At 73.5% G+C, this 16,053-nt stretch carries 19 protein-coding genes; 10 read left to right on the top strand and 9 right to left on the bottom strand.

Going from position 1 to position 16,053, the window contains the following annotated elements:
• Positions 1 to 13 precede the first annotated feature (13 nt).
• Positions 14 to 1,306, top strand: a complete 1,293-nt coding sequence (locus ACWGJM_RS21745; protein ID WP_453413317.1) for an ROK family protein — start codon at positions 14 to 16, stop codon at positions 1,304 to 1,306.
• 85 nt (positions 1,307 to 1,391) lie between these two features.
• On the opposite strand, the gene ACWGJM_RS21750 is transcribed toward ACWGJM_RS21745, so the two are convergent.
• Positions 1,392 to 1,628 carry a hypothetical protein gene (locus tag ACWGJM_RS21750; protein ID WP_453413318.1) on the bottom strand — a complete coding sequence of 79 codons (237 nt, stop codon included), beginning with the start codon at positions 1,626 to 1,628 and terminating at the stop codon, positions 1,392 to 1,394.
• A 76-nt stretch (positions 1,629 to 1,704) separates the two neighbouring features.
• Positions 1,705 to 2,736 carry an SDR family oxidoreductase gene (locus ACWGJM_RS21755; RefSeq protein ID WP_453413319.1) on the bottom strand — a complete coding sequence of 344 codons (1,032 nt, stop codon included), beginning with the start codon at positions 2,734 to 2,736 and terminating at the stop codon, positions 1,705 to 1,707.
• A 169-nt stretch (positions 2,737 to 2,905) separates the two neighbouring features.
• Between ACWGJM_RS21755 and ACWGJM_RS21760 the strand changes: the two genes are divergently transcribed.
• Positions 2,906 to 3,742 (top strand): alpha/beta fold hydrolase, encoded by an 837-nt coding sequence (locus tag ACWGJM_RS21760; protein WP_453413320.1) that lies wholly within the window; start codon positions 2,906 to 2,908, stop codon positions 3,740 to 3,742.
• 239 nt (positions 3,743 to 3,981) lie between these two features.
• Here ACWGJM_RS21760 and ACWGJM_RS21765 read toward each other — a convergent pair whose 3' ends face one another.
• The 3 genes from ACWGJM_RS21765 to ACWGJM_RS21775 form a co-directional block, all read right to left on the bottom strand.
• Positions 3,982 to 5,208, bottom strand: a complete 1,227-nt coding sequence (locus ACWGJM_RS21765) for an FUSC family protein (RefSeq protein WP_453413321.1) — start codon at positions 5,206 to 5,208, stop codon at positions 3,982 to 3,984.
• 60 nt (positions 5,209 to 5,268) lie between these two features.
• Complete coding sequence (locus ACWGJM_RS21770; protein ID WP_453413322.1) at positions 5,269 to 5,931, bottom strand: HAD family hydrolase; 663 nt, start codon at positions 5,929 to 5,931, stop codon at positions 5,269 to 5,271.
• A gap of 85 nt (positions 5,932 to 6,016) precedes the next feature.
• Positions 6,017 to 7,054: a PHP domain-containing protein gene (locus ACWGJM_RS21775; protein WP_453413323.1), complete on the bottom strand. Its 1,038-nt coding sequence runs from the start codon at positions 7,052 to 7,054 to the stop codon at positions 6,017 to 6,019.
• 137 nt (positions 7,055 to 7,191) lie between these two features.
• On the opposite strand from ACWGJM_RS21775, the gene ACWGJM_RS21780 reads away from it, so the two are divergent.
• On the top strand, positions 7,192 to 8,001 hold the full coding sequence (locus ACWGJM_RS21780) for an SDR family oxidoreductase (RefSeq protein WP_453413324.1): 810 nt from the start codon (positions 7,192 to 7,194) through the stop codon (positions 7,999 to 8,001).
• 75 nt (positions 8,002 to 8,076) lie between these two features.
• Positions 8,077 to 8,322: a hypothetical protein gene (locus ACWGJM_RS21785; RefSeq protein WP_453413325.1), complete on the top strand. Its 246-nt coding sequence runs from the start codon at positions 8,077 to 8,079 to the stop codon at positions 8,320 to 8,322.
• A gap of 57 nt (positions 8,323 to 8,379) precedes the next feature.
• Here ACWGJM_RS21785 and ACWGJM_RS21790 read toward each other — a convergent pair whose 3' ends face one another.
• Together ACWGJM_RS21790 and ACWGJM_RS21795 are read right to left on the bottom strand one after the other, a co-directional pair.
• Entirely contained in the window at positions 8,380 to 9,633 is a 1,254-nt protein-coding gene (locus ACWGJM_RS21790; protein ID WP_453413326.1) for a ricin-type beta-trefoil lectin domain protein, read from the bottom strand.
• A 96-nt stretch (positions 9,634 to 9,729) separates the two neighbouring features.
• Positions 9,730 to 10,287, bottom strand: a complete 558-nt coding sequence (locus tag ACWGJM_RS21795; RefSeq protein ID WP_453413327.1) for a VanZ family protein — start codon at positions 10,285 to 10,287, stop codon at positions 9,730 to 9,732.
• A 283-nt stretch (positions 10,288 to 10,570) separates the two neighbouring features.
• Between ACWGJM_RS21795 and ACWGJM_RS21800 the strand changes: the two genes are divergently transcribed.
• The 6 genes from ACWGJM_RS21800 to ACWGJM_RS21825 all read left to right on the top strand — a co-directional run bounded on the left by ACWGJM_RS21800 (position 10,571) and on the right by ACWGJM_RS21825 (position 14,470).
• Positions 10,571 to 10,750: a hypothetical protein gene (locus tag ACWGJM_RS21800; RefSeq protein WP_453413328.1), complete on the top strand. Its 180-nt coding sequence runs from the start codon at positions 10,571 to 10,573 to the stop codon at positions 10,748 to 10,750.
• A complete protein-coding gene (locus ACWGJM_RS21805) occupies positions 10,747 to 11,199 on the top strand; it encodes an MrpF/PhaF family protein (protein ID WP_453413329.1) in 453 nt (150 codons plus the stop codon). The genes ACWGJM_RS21800 and ACWGJM_RS21805 overlap by 4 nt, the downstream gene beginning before the upstream one ends.
• Before the next feature lie 137 nt (positions 11,200 to 11,336).
• The gene (locus tag ACWGJM_RS21810) at positions 11,337 to 11,597 is read left to right on the top strand and encodes a Na(+)/H(+) antiporter subunit B (protein ID WP_453413330.1); all 261 of its coding nucleotides are present in this window, start codon (positions 11,337 to 11,339) and stop codon (positions 11,595 to 11,597) included.
• Positions 11,594 to 12,334: a hydrogen gas-evolving membrane-bound hydrogenase subunit E gene (mbhE, locus tag ACWGJM_RS21815; protein WP_453413331.1), complete on the top strand. Its 741-nt coding sequence runs from the start codon at positions 11,594 to 11,596 to the stop codon at positions 12,332 to 12,334. Before ACWGJM_RS21810 ends, mbhE begins: the two co-directional genes overlap by 4 nt.
• Positions 12,335 to 12,353: 19 nt before the next feature.
• Positions 12,354 to 12,701, top strand: coding sequence for a sodium:proton antiporter (locus ACWGJM_RS21820; RefSeq protein WP_453413393.1), 348 nt, complete (start codon positions 12,354 to 12,356; stop codon positions 12,699 to 12,701).
• Complete coding sequence (locus ACWGJM_RS21825; protein WP_453413332.1) at positions 12,701 to 14,470, top strand: complex I subunit 5 family protein; 1,770 nt, start codon at positions 12,701 to 12,703, stop codon at positions 14,468 to 14,470. Before ACWGJM_RS21820 ends, ACWGJM_RS21825 begins: the two co-directional genes overlap by 1 nt.
• Before the next feature lie 19 nt (positions 14,471 to 14,489).
• On the opposite strand, the gene ACWGJM_RS21830 is transcribed toward ACWGJM_RS21825, so the two are convergent.
• Both ACWGJM_RS21830 and ACWGJM_RS21835 read right to left on the bottom strand, forming a co-directional pair.
• Positions 14,490 to 15,152 (bottom strand): DUF4230 domain-containing protein, encoded by a 663-nt coding sequence (locus ACWGJM_RS21830; protein WP_453413333.1) that lies wholly within the window; start codon positions 15,150 to 15,152, stop codon positions 14,490 to 14,492.
• Positions 15,153 to 15,225: 73 nt separating this feature from the next.
• Complete coding sequence (locus tag ACWGJM_RS21835; protein ID WP_453413334.1) at positions 15,226 to 16,035, bottom strand: helix-turn-helix transcriptional regulator; 810 nt, start codon at positions 16,033 to 16,035, stop codon at positions 15,226 to 15,228.
• Between the last annotated feature and the right edge of the window lie 18 nt (positions 16,036 to 16,053).

Below are 16,053 nucleotides of genomic sequence, written 5' to 3' on the forward strand. Positions count from 1 at the left end.
CGGAAGGAGCCACATGGCGGGGCGGAACGGGCGCACGGTACGCGACCTCAGACGGGGCAACCGCACGGCGGTGCTGCAACGGCTGTACTTCGACGGCCCCCTCAGCCGCTTCGAGCTCGGCCCGGCGACCGGGCTGAGCTCCGGCTCGGTCAGCAACGTGGTCGCGGACCTGGTCGCCGACGGGCTGGTCGAGGAGGCCGGCAGCGTCGACTCCGACGGCGGACGCCCCCGCACCCTGCTGCGGGTCGCCCCGGACAGCGGCCACATGATCGGCGTCGACGTCGGCGAGACCCGCGTCCGCGTCGAGCTGTTCGACCTGACCCTCACCGAACTCGCCCGCGCCGAACGCCCCTTGACCCGGCAGGGGTACGACGTCGACGGCATCGTCGGACACATCCGCGACGGCGTCGCCGAGGTCCTCGCGGGCGCGCGGACCGCTCCCGAGCGGCTGCTCGGCGTCGGGGTCGGCGTCCCCGGCATCGTGGAGCGCACCGCCGACCGGGGCGCCGTGGTGCACGGGCAGACCATCGGCTGGGACGCCGTACCGCTGGAGTCACTGCTCCGCTCCGGCTCCCAACTCCCGGACACCGTTCCGTACTTCATCGACAACGGCGCCAAGACCCTCGGTCAGGCCGAGATGTGGTTCGGCGCCGGGCGCGGCGCCCGCAACGCGATCGTGGTGCTGTTCGGCTCCGGCGTCGGTGCCTGCCTCGTCACGCCGGAGGTGGAGCACGGCCGGGCCGTCGAGTGGGGGCATCTGACGGTACGGGTGCGCGGGCGCCGCTGCCGCTGCGGGGCGCCCGGCTGCCTGGAGGCCTACGCGGGCGCCGAGTCGCTGCTCGACCGCTGGCGGGAGGAGGGCGGACGCCCGCCGGAGGGCACCGACGAGGAGACCGCGCTCACCGCGATGCTCGCCGCCGCCTACCCGCCCGAGGGCACGGCCGCCGACCCGCTCGCACTCGCCGTCCTGGAGGAGACCGCCGAGTACCTCGGCGCCGGCCTGTCCGACCTGATCAACCTGTTCCAGCCCGAGCGGATCCTGATCGGCGGCTGGGCCGGGCTCCAGCTCGGCGCCCGCTTCCTGCCCGCTGTACGCCGGCACGCCACCACGTACGCGCTGCGCCACCCGGCCGAGAAGGTCACCATCGACCTGGGCCGGCTCGGCCCCGACGCGGTCACGGTGGGCGCGGCGATCCTGCCCCTGGCCGACTTCTTCGCGCGCGGCGGCCGACGCGAGGAGCCGACCGCCGAGGACCGGCTGCCGGCCTGGCGCAGGGCACTGCGGGAACGGGCACCCGACGCGTGAGGACACGGCCGCGGGCTCGGGCTGCACGGCCGCGGGCTCGGGCTGCACGGCCGACGGCTCGGGCTGCACGGCCGACGGCCGTGGCTCAGGCCGAGGGCTCGTCCGGCACGGGATGCTCGGTCTGCTCCGTCCCCGAGCGCGGCGCGCCCTGCCGTCCGGTCCCGGCCTCGTCGGTGTCGGGCACGTCCTCCTCTGCGGTGTCGTCGAGCCCCTCGCCCGGCGCCACCTCCCAAGGGTCCTCGTCCGGTCGCGCCTGCTGGTCCGGCAGGTCCCGCGGCACGGGATGGGCTTCCCCGGGCTTTTCGTGGCGGTCGTCGGCCATGGCGTCCTCCCCTCGGGTCGATGCGCGGGGCAGCCGCGCGGAATACACGAGTACCAGCACTCTGACCTGCGAAACCTCAGCCGACCTTGCGGCCCCGCAGCGGCTCGGTGCCGGCCCCCGCGCCCTGCTGGAGCCCGCTCAGGAACTCCTGGAGCACGTCCGTCGCGGTGCGCTCCGGCCGCCAGCCCAGTTCGGTACGCGCGCGCGTGCAGTCCATGATCGGCAGCCGCAGCACCGCGTCGAACAGGTGCGGGGAGGCCGGCACCAGGTGCAGCCCCCAGGCGGCGGCGAGCGCGGACCGCGCCGCGGTGCGGGGCAGCCGTACCGGGCGGGTGCCGAGCATCCCGCTCAGCAGCTCGGCGTCGACCGGTGGTTCGGCCGCCAGGTTGTAGGCGCCCCGCGCCTGAGGCGAGTGCAGCGCCATGCGGTACGCCTCGGCCGCGTCGTCGGTGTGCAGCGCCTGCACCCGCAGACCGGGTACGTCCGGCAGGAAGCGCATCAGCTCGGGGCGGGCCAGCGGGCCCGGCAGGAAGCGGCCGCCGAAGATCCGGCGCTGCTCGCTCGCCGACTCCCGCTTGAAGAGGAAGGCCGGGCGCATCCGCACCACCCGCACATCGGCGTGGTCGCGCTCGAAGATGTCCAGGGCCCGCTCCAGGTAGGCCTTCTCACGGCAGTACGCGGCGTCCGGCCAGCCGTGCGTCGGCCACGACTCGTCCACCGCGTAGTCCTTCGGTCCCGGCGAGTACGCGCCGACCGACGAGGCGTGCACCAGCACCGGCACCCTCGCCGCGGCCACCGCCTCGAACACGCGGATGCTCCCGAGTACGTTGGTCCGCCAGGTCTTCGCCGGGTCGTGCGTCGGCTGGAACGCCCACGCCAGGTGGACCACGGCGTCGGCCCCCGCGAACCGCTCGGCGAGATCGGCCTGCTCCGACGCCACGTCCACCCGGGACCACTCGGTCTTCGGGGGCATCCACTCCGGCGTCCGGCGGGCCAGCCCCCGCACCCACTCGACCTGTGGATCCTCCGCCAGCAGGCGCACCATGCTCGTACCTACGTTGCCGGTGGCGCCCGTGACCACGACCTTGCTCCCCGCTGCGCTGCTCACCTTCGGCTCCTCTCGGTGGCGGCTGACGGCCGGACCGTCCGAGTACCCGGTTCGCCGGCCATGCACGCGGCCGGTCGCCGGTCATTACGCGTGAGGTAATCGACCCCGGCCGCCGGAGCCGGAACCATCGAGGACGTACCCACCCCACCGGATTCCAGGAGGACGTTCCATGCCGTACTTCGAGAGCCCCGTCGACGGTGTACGCCTGCACTACGTCGACTACGGGCCCGCCGCCGGCCCGGTGATCGTCTTCGTGAACAGCGCCTGGCTGGGCAACGAGCTGTGGGAGTTCCAGATGCTGCCGCTGGCGGCGGCGGGCTACCGGTGCGTGAGCATGGACCGGCGGGGACACGGGCGCTCCGACGACGTGTGGGGCGGGTTCGACCTCGACAGCCTCGCCGACGACCTGCGGGGGCTCCTCGACCACCTCGACCTGCGCGAGGTCACGATGGTGGGTCACTCGCTGGGCAGCGTCGAGGTGGTGCGCTGCCTGACCCGGCACGGCGACGACCGGGTGGCCCGGGTCGCCCTCGTCAGCGGCATCGCGCCCGGAGTGGTCCGGACGGCCGACAACCCGGACGGTGTGGACCCCGCCGACGCGCGCGCCGCCAACGAGGTCTACCGGCGCGACCGGGCGGGCTTCTACGAGGACGGAGCCGACCCGTTCTTCGGCATCGGCCTGCCCGGCATCGAGGTGTCGCCGGCCTTCCGGCGCCACATCGTCGACCGTTGCCTGGCCACCACCCCGCACGCGTCGATCGCCGTACAGGATCTGGCCGTCGCGGTGGACGTCACCGCCGAGATGCCCAAGCTGCGGATGCCCGTGCTGGTGGTGCACGGCACGCACGACTTCTCGGCGCCGCTGGAGGTGACCGGCGCCCGCTCGGCGCGGCTCGTGCCGGACGGCACGCTGAAGGTCTACGAGAACGCGGGCCACGGCCTGCCTTTCACCCACGGCGAGCGGCTCACGGCGGATCTGCGGGCCTTCGTCGACGGTGGGGCATGACGGAGCCGGACATGAGAGAGCCCCGACCGGACGGGGGAAGACCGGTCGGGGCAGCCAAGGTGTGGGCGCGGATGGCGGTCGCCTCTCGGCGAAAGGCTCCACAGGGCTTCAGCCGAACGATCGTCCCTGTGGGCAAAAGGTGAGGCCCGGGGACACTGTCCCATCCACACCCACGGTTGGTTCAACGGGGAACCACCGGTGGTTGTTCCGATGTGTGCTGTCCTGTGGGGTGATGTGTGTCACTGTCCGGACTCGCCGACGGGGTGGGGAACGGTCTCCGCCCACAGGTTCTCGGCCTGGAGCAGAAGCGAGCCGAGGACCGCCGCCCGGGGCGCCTCCCGTCCCGCGTGCTCCCGCAGGCCCTCCTCCAGTTGCCGACGCAGTTCCCGCCGCGCCTCCTCGGCGTCGTCCTGCCGGGCGCCGGAATCCCCGTTGGAATCCCCGTCGGAATCCCGGCCGGCGCATCCGGCGGAAGCCGCGTCGGGTCGTCCGTCCAGCAGACGGCCGCTCTCCGCGTGGCACGCCCGGGCGATCAGTTCCAGCAGGTCCGCGTACGGCTCCAGCAGCGCCGGGTCCGGAGCCGTGGCCGTACGGCCGTCGTCGGCGGCGACCACGAGCGTCCGGGTCAGGGCGCGCATATGACCGGTGACCCGGCTCCAGCGCTCGTCCTCCTCCTCCGGCGGAATGTCCGTGGGGACCCGGCGCAGGGCGCGCAGGGTGCGGTTGGTCAACCGCAGGCTCTCCCGGCTCCAGCCGCGGGCCGAGCGCAGCGATTCCAGCCGCTGCTCGAGCCGGGCCGAGCGGTGCGACCAGTCGGCCGCGGCATCGGCGTCCCAGCCCCCGTGGCGGACACCGGCGGCGATCGCGCACAGCATGTCGCCCGCCTCACGGGCCAGCGCCGCGAGGTTCTCCCGCACGTCCCGCAGGTGGATCGGCGGCAGCACGAACGCGTTGACGGCCACCCCGATCACCGCGCCCAGCGCGGCCTGTCCCACCCGGTGCCCGACCGAGGCCGCCGTCACGCTGCCGGCGGCCAGGGTGAACACCGCCGTGGTGGCGCCGTAGATCCCCTGGTCGCCGAAGCGTGACCAGTTCGCCAGCAGCATCAGCACGGGCAGGGACACGGCGAGCGCGCCCAGTGTGTTCCCGGTCAGCGCCAGCGCCGCCGAGGCCAGCAGCGTGCCGGTGCAGATCGCCGAGAGCTGCTGCGCGGCCTGCAGCAGCGAGCTGTACACCGTGGCCTGCACCATCACCAGCGCCACCCAGGGCGCCATCAGGGCCAGCGGGTCGCCCAGCACGTCCTTCGCCAGGACCCAGGCCAGCAGCGCGGCCCCGGCGGCCTTGAGGGACTGCACCAGCAGGTCCCGTTCCCGGCCCGGGCCGCGCCAGGCCGCCCGTGTGGACCCGCCTACACCTCTCGCGCCCCGGCGCAGCGCCTGCCGGGGAGTCTGCATCACGCTCGTCATCCGATGCGGGTATCCCAAGATCGCCGTTCCTCAGCACCGGAATCCGGGCCCGGGCCGTGCTCAGGCCAGCGGACTGCCGCCCAGGGACGCCAGCAGGTGCGCGGGATCGTCGTAGACCGCCTCCGCGCCGGCCTCCTCCAGGTCGCCGCGGGGAATGCCGCCGCACAGGACGCCCACGCAGCGCACCCCGGCCCGCCGGCCGGCCCGCATGTCCCACACCGTGTCGCCCACGAACACCGCTCGCTCCGCGGGCACCCCGGCCAGCTCCAGCGCGTGCTCGACGGGCTCGGGCGCGGGCTTGCCCCGCTCCACGTCGTCGGCGCTCGCGGTGGCCGTGATGGCCTCGTCCGCGTCGATCGCCCGGCGCAGCGCGCCCAGCTCCGCGCCGCTCGCCGAGGTGGCCAGGACCACCGCCCAGCCGTCCCCGTGCAGGCGCCTGAGCAGTTCCCCGGCGTCCCGGAGCGCGGGCAGCCGGTCGAAGTACTGGCCGTACAGCGCCTTGTGCGCGGCGCTGAGCTCACCGTCCCGGTCCTTGTCGCGGGCGTCGCCCAGCAGATGGGCGATCAGGTCGGTGGAGCCGAGCCCGACGGCCCGGTGCACGGCGTGCATGGGCACGCGGTGGCCCGCCTGCCGGAAGGCCTCCCACCAGGTCACGACATGCAGGTGGTTGGTGTCGACGAGCGTTCCGTCGACGTCGAAGACTGCGGCACGGGCACGGTCCATCCGGGGACCTTTCTCTCTGGAGCCTCTGGAGTCTCTTAGGTCTCTGGGGTCTCTCTGGTGCGTCTCGTGCCGCACGGGTACCACGTCAGGAACCCGCCACGCCGGACGGCGTCCGGCGCTCCCTCGTCCAGGCCAGCAGTTCGTCCATGGACCAGGTGGTCACCACCCGCTCGGGCGGCACCCCGCACTCCTCCGCCCGCGCGCACCCGTGGATCTGCCAGTCCAGCTGACCGGGCGCGTGCGCGTCGGTGTCGACGGAGAACAGCACACCCGCCTCGACCGCCCGCCGCAGCAGCCGCCGCGGCGGGTCCAGCCGCTCCGGGCGGGAGTTGATCTCCAGGGCCGTGCCGGTCCCGGCACAGGCGGCGAACACCTCGTCCGCGTCGAACTCCGACTCCGGCCGTCCCCGTCCGGTCACCAGCCGTCCGGTGCAGTGGCCGAGGACGTCCGAGTGCGGGTCGCGGACGGCGGCCACCATGCGGCGGGTCATCGACCGGGCGTCCATGCGCAGTTTGGAGTGCACCGACACCACCACCACGTCGAGCCGGTCGAGCAGTTCCGGCTCCTGGTCGAGCGAGCCGTCCTCGAGGATGTCGCACTCGATGCCGGTCAGCAGCCGGAACGGGGCCCAGGTCTCGTTGAGCTCCGCCACCACCCGCAGCTGTTCGCGCAGCCGCTCGGGGGACAGGCCGCGTGCCACCGTCAGCCGGGGCGAGTGGTCCGTCAGTACCGCCCACTCGTGGCCGAGCCCGGCCGCCGCCCGGCCCATCTCGTCGATCGGGCTGCCGCCGTCGGACCAGTCCGAATGCAGATGGCAGTCGCCGCGCAGGAGCGCCCGCAGCCGCTCGCCGCCCCGTGCGAGCGGGCTCTCCGCCTCGCCCTCCAGCTTGCGCAGATAGCCCGGTGTCTCTCCGGCCAGCGCCTCGCGCACGACCTGCGCGGTCTTCGGGCCGACACCCTTCAACGACTCCAGCGTCCCCGCCGACGCCCGCTCGGCCACCTCCTCGGCAGGCAGTCCGGTAAGCACCCGGGCGGCCGTACGGAAGGCACGTACCCGGTAGGTCGGCGCCAGGGACCGCTCCAGCAGGAAGGCGATCCGGTCCAGTGCCTCGACGGGCTCCATGCCACCTCCCCTTCCTCGCGTGCCCCTCCAGGGTTCCCCAGCGGCGCCGGGGCCGCACGGCGGCCTGCCGGTTTGCCCGGTCCGCACCCGGGTACTGCGGTGCTCCGTCCACCTGCCCCACGTGGAGGAGGCCTGTCATGACCGCTCCCGCCGCACCGCGCTCCCCGGTGGCCGTGATCACCGGCGCCGACTCCGGCATCGGCCGCGCCACCGCCGTCCGCCTGGCCCGGCAGGGCGTGGACATCGGCATCACCTGGCACACCGACCTCAAGGGCGCGGAGGAGACCGCCGAAGAGGTGCGCGCCGCCGGGCAGCGGGCCGTCGTGACGCAGATGGACCTCACCCGGCTGCCCGGCGCGGCCGGCGCGGTCGACGAGCTGTGCGACCGGCTCGGCAGGCTCGACATCCTGGTCAACAACGCCGGTACGGGGACCTCGACGCCCTTCCTCGACCTGGAGCCGGACACGGTGCGCGAGGTCATCGACGTCGACCTGCTCGGCCCCTTCCTGTGCGGGCAGCACGCGGCCCGGCACATGATCCGGCAGGGCGACGGCGGCCGGATCGTGAACGTCACCTCCGTCCACGAACACCAGCCCCGGGTGGGCGCGGCCCCGTACTGCGCGGCCAAGGGCGGCCTCGGCCTGCTCACCCAGGTCATGGCGCTGGAACTCGCCGAGTACGGCATCACGGTCAACGCCGTCGCCCCCGGCGAGATCGCCACGCCCATGACCGGCCAGGAGGACACGGACCCGCACACCGAGAGCCGCCCCGGCGTGCCGCTCGGCAGGCCGGGTGACGCCCGGGAGGTCGCGGCCGTCATCGCCTTCCTGACGGGCCCGGACGCCTCCTACGTCACCGGCGCCTCCTGGGCTGTCGACGGCGGCATGCTCCGGATGGGCCCGATGGCCGGCTCGCACCTCGGGAGCGACGACTGGCGGCGCCCTTGAGACGGCCGTCCTCGCGTTGCCCGGCGGCGGTCGCGGACGACACGTCGGGGCGCCGCGCGTTCTACGCTGAATTGCATGACCGAACAAGCAGTGCCCTATATGTCCCACCCGCGGATCCTGGTGCACGGAGTGATGCGCGGGAAGCCGGGCGATCCGCCCTTCCGCATCGTGGAGATAGACGGTCAGGTGGTCGGTGAGGCGCACGCCGTCACCGACGTTCTGGAAGCCGCCGCCGCGTACGGCATCACGGTCCACGACCTCGACGACCCGGACGTGGTCCGCTGGGTGGGCGGCGGCAAGTTCACCTGGGCGGCGCATTAGGCCTGTCCGGACTACGGCCTGCCCGGCGGTCCGCCGGACAGGCCTCAGCCGTACGGGTCAGCCGATCGTCCATTTCTGGGCGGCGGTGCCGTTGCAGGTGTAGATCTGCAGCCTGGTGCCGTTGGCCGAGTTGCCTCCGGTGACGTCCAGGCACTTGTTCGCCTGTGGGTTCACGATGTCGTTCGCCGAGGAGACGGCCCATTTCTGGGCGGCGCTGCCGTTGCAGTCGTAGAGCTGGACCGTCGTGCCGTCAGCGGTGCCGCCGCCGGTGACGTCCAGGCACTTGCCGAGCGCGCGGATCGTGCCGTCGCTGCCGACCGTCCACTGCTGGGCGGCGGTGCCGTTGCAGTCGTAGAGGTCGACGGGCGTGCTGTTGGCGGAGTTCGCCCCGGCCACGTCCACGCACTTGCCGGCCAGGCCCCGGATGGCGGAGCCGGTCCCGGTGCTGCCGGTCGTCACCGACACCGAGTCCACCACGAGCTGCTGCGGGAACGCGGTGGAGCCGTCCGGGTCGCCGGGCCAGTAGCCGCCCACGGCCAGGTTCAGTATCAGGAAGAACGGCTTGTTGAACACCCACGTCTTGCCGCCCAGGTCGGCGGGCGTGCGCCGCTGGTACACGTTCCCGTCCACCGTCCAGGTGATGGAGTCGGGTGCCCAGTCGACGGCGAAGGTGTGGAAGGCGTCCGCGAAGGCCTGGCCGTTGGGAAGGGAGTAGGCCGCCCCGATGCCGCCCGAGCCGGAGTAACCGGGGCCGTGGATGGTGCCGTGCACGGTCGAGGGCTCGAAGCCGACGTTCTCCATGACGTCGATCTCGCCCGAGTCCGGCCAGTTGACGGGGGTGCCGAGCATCCAGAACGCGGGCCACATGCCCTGTCCCCGCGGGATCTTCATACGGGCCTCCACGTGCCCGTACTGCGCGTTGAACTTCCCGGAGGTGTTCAGCCGGGCCGAGGTGTACTGGCAGCTGCCGTACCAGCACTGGTAGCCGGCCGGGTTCTCGCGCCGCGCGGTGATGACCAGGTGGCCCTGTCCGTCGAGGGCCGCGTTCTTGGTCCCGGACGTGTAGTACTGCCGCTCGTGGTTGTTGACGTTGTCACCGGTCTCGGTCTGCCACTTCGAGGAGTCGACCGCGGCGCCGGCGGGCCCGTCGAAGGTATCGGAGAAGGCGACGGCGGCGGCGACCGGCGCACCCGACGCGGGCGCACCCGTGCCGGAGGTGTCCGCCCGGGCGGGGCCGACGGCCGCGGAGGCGGCCAGGACGGCCGACAGGGCGGCGAACAGACATCTGCGGAGCAGGCGTGGGGAGGCCACGACTCTCCTCTCGTGGGGGGTGAGGGGTGTCGACACTTGATTTAAGGGATGAGGTAAGTGATCGTCAATAGGCTGGTACGGTCCAACTCAGGCCGATCACTGCTTCCGCACGCGCTTGTGCACCGCCCGCCCGAGCCGCCGCCCCAGGAGCAGGTAACCGACCAGCGCCCCAGTGGTGTTGAGGATGACGTCGTCCACGTCGAAGGCGCGGCCGGTCACCAGCGTGCCCTGCGCCAGCTCCACCAGCAGCATCACGGTCGCGGTCAGAAGCAGCACCTTCAGGAACCCGCGCGCCCTCGGCACGAGGACCGGGACCAGCACGCCGAACGGGACGCCCAGCAGCACGTTCCCGCCGATCTGCTTCACCGCGTCGCGCAGTTCGGGCTGGTCCAGATAGGCCTTCAGGGAACGGCCCGGGTGCAGATTGGTGTGCGTGAGGGACACCGACGCCGGGGACGGCTGGAGGGTGAGCCGCGCCAGGGCGACGGCGAACGCCACCATGAAGGCGAAGGCGACGAGCATCGCCAACAGCCGCAGGGGCAGTGGCAGGGCGTGGTGCTCGGCCTTGGCCGCAGGGTCCGCCCTCGCCTTGTCCCGGCCGGTGCGTGCGCGGCCCGTCCTGAGGGTGCGCAGGCGTGCGGCAGTGATACCCATCCGGTCCTCCAGTCTTCAACTTCGCTGCGTAGTAGCCCGGTTACCCGCGAACCGTCCGGGGATGCCGTCCCCGTGGCACCCGGGCCGCGCCTGCCCGGCGGTTTCCGGGCGTGCTCCCGGGGCACTCCGGGCTGGGACCCGCGCGCCGCCGCCTGCTCCGGTCCCGGCGGTGCTTGGATGCCACAAACAGCAGCAAACGACAACAAACGACGGCGGACGGCGAATGCCGGGCGAACGGGCCTCGTCTGACGCACCATCAACCGGCGGCCCGAGGAGGTGGCGTGTGAACCGGCGTACGGCTCTCCTCGCTGTCGGCGAGTGGCTCGCCTGGTGGGCCGGGCTCCTCCTGCTCTGGCTGGTGCTGATCAGCACCGTCTATCCCCTGGAGTGGGCGGTCGGCGCGGGCGCGGCGGCCGTCACGGCCCTCGCGGCGCGGGCCGCGCGACGGGCGGTGTGGCGGTGAACGGCTGGATCCTCGCGGCGGCCGTCCTGCTCGCCGCCGGAGCGGGCGCGGCCCTGTGGGGCGTGGCCACCGGCCCGCTGCGGCGCCGGGTCATGGCCCAGAACCTGATCACCTCGGCGGTCTGCCCCTGTCTGCTGCTCCTCTCCCAGGGCTACGGCCGCACCTCGTACGTCGACCTGGCCCTGCTGCTGGCGCTGCTCGGCCCGGTCGGCACCCTGGTCTTCGCCCGGTTGCTCAGCGACGAACTCGAGGACGACCGGCCGCGGGCCTGGGGGCCGACCTGGGCCGCCGCGGCCCTCGGCGCGGTCGTCGTGGCCGTCCTGTGCGCGGCCACCGGACCGAGCCGCGCCATGGTCAAACTCCTCGTCATCGGCGCCCTGCTGATCGGCGGCAATCTGGTTGCCTCCCGGGCGTTGTCCGGCGGGGTGCGGGGGGTGCGGCGTGGCTGATGGGAACGTCGCGTGGCACGGTCGGCATGTGGTCGCCGTCCGGCGGCGGCCCGGGTGTGCCGTGGCGGTGGCGGGCGCTGTCCGACGCGGGCGTGTCCAGGTCGGGGATGGCTCGCGGCGGGAAGGTGGGGTGCGGCGTGGCTGATGCGGTGATCGTCGTCGCCCTGCTGCTGGTGGCCGCCTCCGCGACCGCGGCCGTGGTCACCCGTGACCCGGCCCGGCAGGCCCTGGTGCTGTCCGTCCTCGGGGTGCTGCTCGCCGTGCTGTTCACCGTGCTCCAGGCCCCCGACGTCGGCCTGTCCCAGCTGGCCGTCGGCTCCGCGCTGACCCCGCTGCTGGTGATGCTGTCGGTGCGCAAGGTGCGGCGGCGGCCCCGGGCGAAGGACGGCGACCGGTGACCCGGCGCGCCCGGCTGTGGCTGCTGGCCGTGGGCGGCGCGGGCCTCGCCGCTCTCCTCGTCGCCGCCTGTCTCGACCTGCCGGCCTTCGGCGGGCGCCGGCACCCGTACGGCGAGCGGGCCGTGCACGCCTCCCTCGCCCGGCACATCGCCAACACGATCGCCTCCGTCAACTTCGACCAGCGCGCCTACGACACCCTCGGCGAGATGACCATCCTGTTCGGCGCCGTGCTGGGCGTCGTGGTCCTGCTGCGCCAGACCCGGGACGAGCACCGGGCCCGGCCCGAGCCCGCCGACGTGGCGATGCCGGTACGCCGCTATGCCCTGGTCGTGGTGCCCGTCGCCCTCCTCTGCGGCCTCTACGTGATCGCCCACGGCCAGCTCAGCCCCGGCGGCGGTTTCCAGGGCGGCGTGGTCGCCGCGACCGCCCTGCACCTGCTGTACCTCGGCGCCGACTACCGCGCCCTGGAACGCGTTCGCCCGGTCGCCCTGTTCGAGGTCGCCGACGCGCTCGCCGCCTCCGCCTACCTTGTGCTCGGCCTCGCGGGCCTGCTCGCCGGGACCGCCTTCCTCGCCAACACGCTGCTGCCGTACGGCACGTTCAACACGCTGTCCTCCGGCGGCACCGTCCCCCTGCTGAACGCGGCCATCGGCATGGAGGTCTCCTGCGCGGTCGTCGTGCTGCTCGCCAATTTCCTGGACCAGGCCGTCGAGATCGAGGAGGAGAGCGGGAGTTGAGATCCCTGTGACCGCCGTGCTGCACGTCCTTCCGTACCTGGTCGCCGTATGGGTCTTCCTGACCGGCTGCTACGGCCTGGCCACCAGCCGCAACCTGATCCACGCCGTCGGCTGTCTGTCGGTGTGCCAGGCCGCCACCTACGTCCTGCTGCTGGCCGTCGGCTACCGCGGCGGCGGCACGGCCCCGGTGTTCTCCGACATCGCGCCCGGCTCGCGGCCCGTGGTCGACCCGGTGGTGCAGGCCCTCGCCCTCACCGACGTCGTCGTCGGCGCCACCGTCACCGCGCTGCTGCTCGCGCTCGTCATCCAGATCGCCAAGCGGCACGGCACGGTCGACCCCGACGAGCTCAGGGAGCTGCGCGGCTGATGCACCACCTGCTGCCGCTGCTGGTCGCCGTACCGCTGCTCGGCGCGGCCCTGCTCGTCGCCACCGGCCGCCGCCTGCCCCGGCTCGCCGCCGAGACCGTGGCCTGTGTGGTCTCCGGCGGCACGGCCGTGCTCGCGCTCGTGCTGCTGCCGGTCTCCTCCCCGCCGCTGGTCGAGTGGGTGGGCGGCTGGGTGCCCGTGCGCGGCGAGAGCGTCGGCATCGTCCTGACCGGGGACGGGCCGGGGCTCGGCATGGCCGCGCTGGTCTCCGTGCTGACGCTGGCGGCGCTGGTGTACTCCTGGCACTACTTCGACGAGCCCCCGCTTCACCACGCCGGTTCCTTCCCCGCGCTGATGCTGCTCTTCCAGGGCGGCATGTGCGGGTTCGCGATCGCCGGCGACCTGTTCAACGCGTTCGTCTTCTTCGAGCTGATGGGCGTCGTCGCCTACGCGCTGACCGGCTACCGGATCGACGACCCGAAGGCCGTGCAGGGCGCGGTCACCTTCGGTGTCATCAACTCCCTGGGCGCGTACGCCCTGCTGATGGGCATCGGCCTGCTGTACGCCCGTACCGGTGAGCTGGCCATGTCGAAGATCGGGCGCGGCCTCGGCGCCGCCGCCGCACACGGACGGCCCGACGCGCTCGTCCTCGCCGCCTTCGTGCTGGTCATGACCGGGCTGCTGGTCAAGGCCGCCACCGTTCCCTTCCAGTTCTGGCTCCCGGACGCGCACGCGGTCGCGCCCACCCCCGTGTGCATGCTGCTGTCCGGCGTCATGGTCGAGCTCGGCGTCTTCGGCGTGTGGCGGGTCTACGGCACGGTCTTCTCCGGGCCGGGCGGGATCCCGCCCGCCGACGTGGAACGGGCGCTGGTGGTGCTCGGCGCGGTGACGGCGGCCGTCGGCGCGGTGATGTGCTGGTACCAGCGGCACATCAAGCGGCTGCTGGCCTACTCGACCATCGCCCACACCGGGCTGTTCCTCGTCGGCGTCGGCACGCTCACCCGCGAGGCCGACCACGGGGTCGCGCTGTACGTCCTCGGGCACGCGGGGGTGAAGGCGGCGCTGTTCGCCTGCGCGGGCATCCTCCTCGACCGATACGGCAGTGTCGACGAGCACGCGCTGCACGGCCGGGCCCGCCGGCTGCGCGCGGTCGGCGTGATGTTCACCGCCGGCGCGCTGGGCCTGGCCGGGCTGCCGCCGTTCGGCACGGCGCTCGGCAAGTCGGTCACCGAGGAGGCCGTGGGCGGCCCGCTCACCGTGCTGTACGTCGCCGCGTCCGCGGTGACCGCCGGCGCGGTGCTGCGGGTGGCCGCGCGGGTGTTCCTGGGCCTCGGGCCCCGCCCCCGGGACGTCCCCGAGGACGAGACCACCGGCTCCGACGAGGAGCCCGAGACCCGCGGCAGGCTGAGCCGGGTCCCCGACACCATGACCGCCGTCCCCGCGGTGCTGCTCGCCGCGGCCCTCGCCGTCGGGGTGGTCCCCGGCTTCGCGGAGGCGGTCGCCCGGGCCGTCGACGAGGCCGCGCCGGGCGGTGCCACGGCCGCCGTGGAGTGGACCCCGGCCGGCATTCTGCTGGGCCTCCTCTCCACACTGCTGGCCTTCGGCCTCGCCGCGCTGGCCGTCACCCGGCCGGACCGGGCCGCCGCCCCGGACTGGGCACGGCCGCTGCGCCGGTTGCAGTCGGGCCACGTCGGCGACTACGTGGCCTGGCTGCTGCTGGGCACGACCCTGCTCGGGGTGCTCACCCTGCCGGGCGTGCTGGGCGGGTGAGTCCGCCCGAGGGGCCGTGTCAGGTCCCGTACGACACGTGCACCTCCTTGAAGCCGAGGGAGCCGAGCAGGCCCTGGAGCATGTCGGTGGTGTTCGTCTCGGCCCGCGTGGTCAGCCCGCTGTCCTTCGCCGCGGTGCCGATGTGCTTCACCGCGAGTTCCTGCACGGCGTGTTCGCTGTTGGGGTTGTCCGAGAACAGGTCGCCGAGCCGGTCGAGCAGACCGCGCTGCTTGGACACGGCGTACGAGTGGTCGGGGTCGAGGGCGGGCTTGCCGAGCCGCGCGTGCGGCAGCCGGAGCGTGGCCGACGTGCGGTCGCCGTTGACCGTCACATCGTCCTTGCCCACCTGGCCGAGGTCCACGTAGGCCTCCACGGTGCCCGCCCCGACGTACAGGGTGCGGGTGCCGCGGATCGCGTCGGGCAGGTACTTGGCGTTCTTCTCCAGGTCCACGACGACCTGGAAGTTGCCGGAAGCGGCGTCGTAACGGCTCATGTCCTGGATGGACTTCAGGAGCGCGGGTCCGGACCGGTCGTGGGTCTCGGTGCCGAACAGGTCCTTGATGCCCGGCAGTACGGCCAGCCGGATCCCGGCGAACAGCACCACGAGCACCAGCACGAACGCGGTCACCACCTTGGCCCAGCCGGGCATGCGCCGGGGCAGGCGCGTGAGGGAAGTCGTCATCGCGACGGTCCTCCTTCCTACAGTGCGCATGCCCGGCAAATGCTCGGCCAGACCGGCGCGTTGAGGTCGGGGGCTACATCGTGGCGGCGACCTGGCGCAGGACGCGGGCCGACGGTGAGCCGGGATCCGCGGTGATCAGGACCACCTCCTGGTCGTCCTCGGGGACGAGCAGCACGTCGCAGTTGAGCCGGAGCCTGCCCAGGACCGGATGGTCGAGGCATTTGGTGCGGTGGCCGGGGGCGTGCACCGGATGAGCCGCCCAGAGCTGCCGGAACTCCTCGCTGCCCGCGTGCAACTCCGCCAGCAGCACGCCCAGTTGCCGGTCGTGCGGATAGCGTTCGGCGGCGCGGCGCAGCCGGGCGGCCGCAATGTGCCCGAACTCCTCGGCGCCGGCGCTCTCGTACGTCCGCCCCTCACCCAGGAAGCGGCGCCGGGCCAGGTTCGTCGTTCCGGCGCCGGGACCACCGCCCAGCAGGACCTTCGCCAGGGGGGTGCGGGCGACCAGGCCGTACGACGCGTCGGTGACGATCGCGGCGGTCTCCGGCAGCCGCTCCAGCATGCGGAGCACGTGCGGCCGTACCCGCCGTACCGGACCGGCGCCGGGCGGCGCGGCCGATCCGGCCAGGCGGAAGAGGTGGCTGCGCTCGGCCGGGGTCAGCCGGAGTGTCTCCGCCAGCGCGTCCAGGATGCGTGGGGAGGGCCGGGGGCCGCGGGCCTGTTCGAGGCGCGTGTAGTAGTCGACGGACATGTGGGCGAGCGCCGCGACCTCCTCGCGGCGCAGCCCCGGCGTCCGGCGCGGGCCGTCCGGAGGGAGCCCGGCCTCCTCCGGGCGCAGGGCCGCCCGGCGGTCCCGCAGGAAGCGGGCCAGTTCCTGCCTCGCCATGCTGCCTCCCGACGCTGC

This window comes from Streptomyces sp. NPDC054834 (assembly GCF_053611185.1).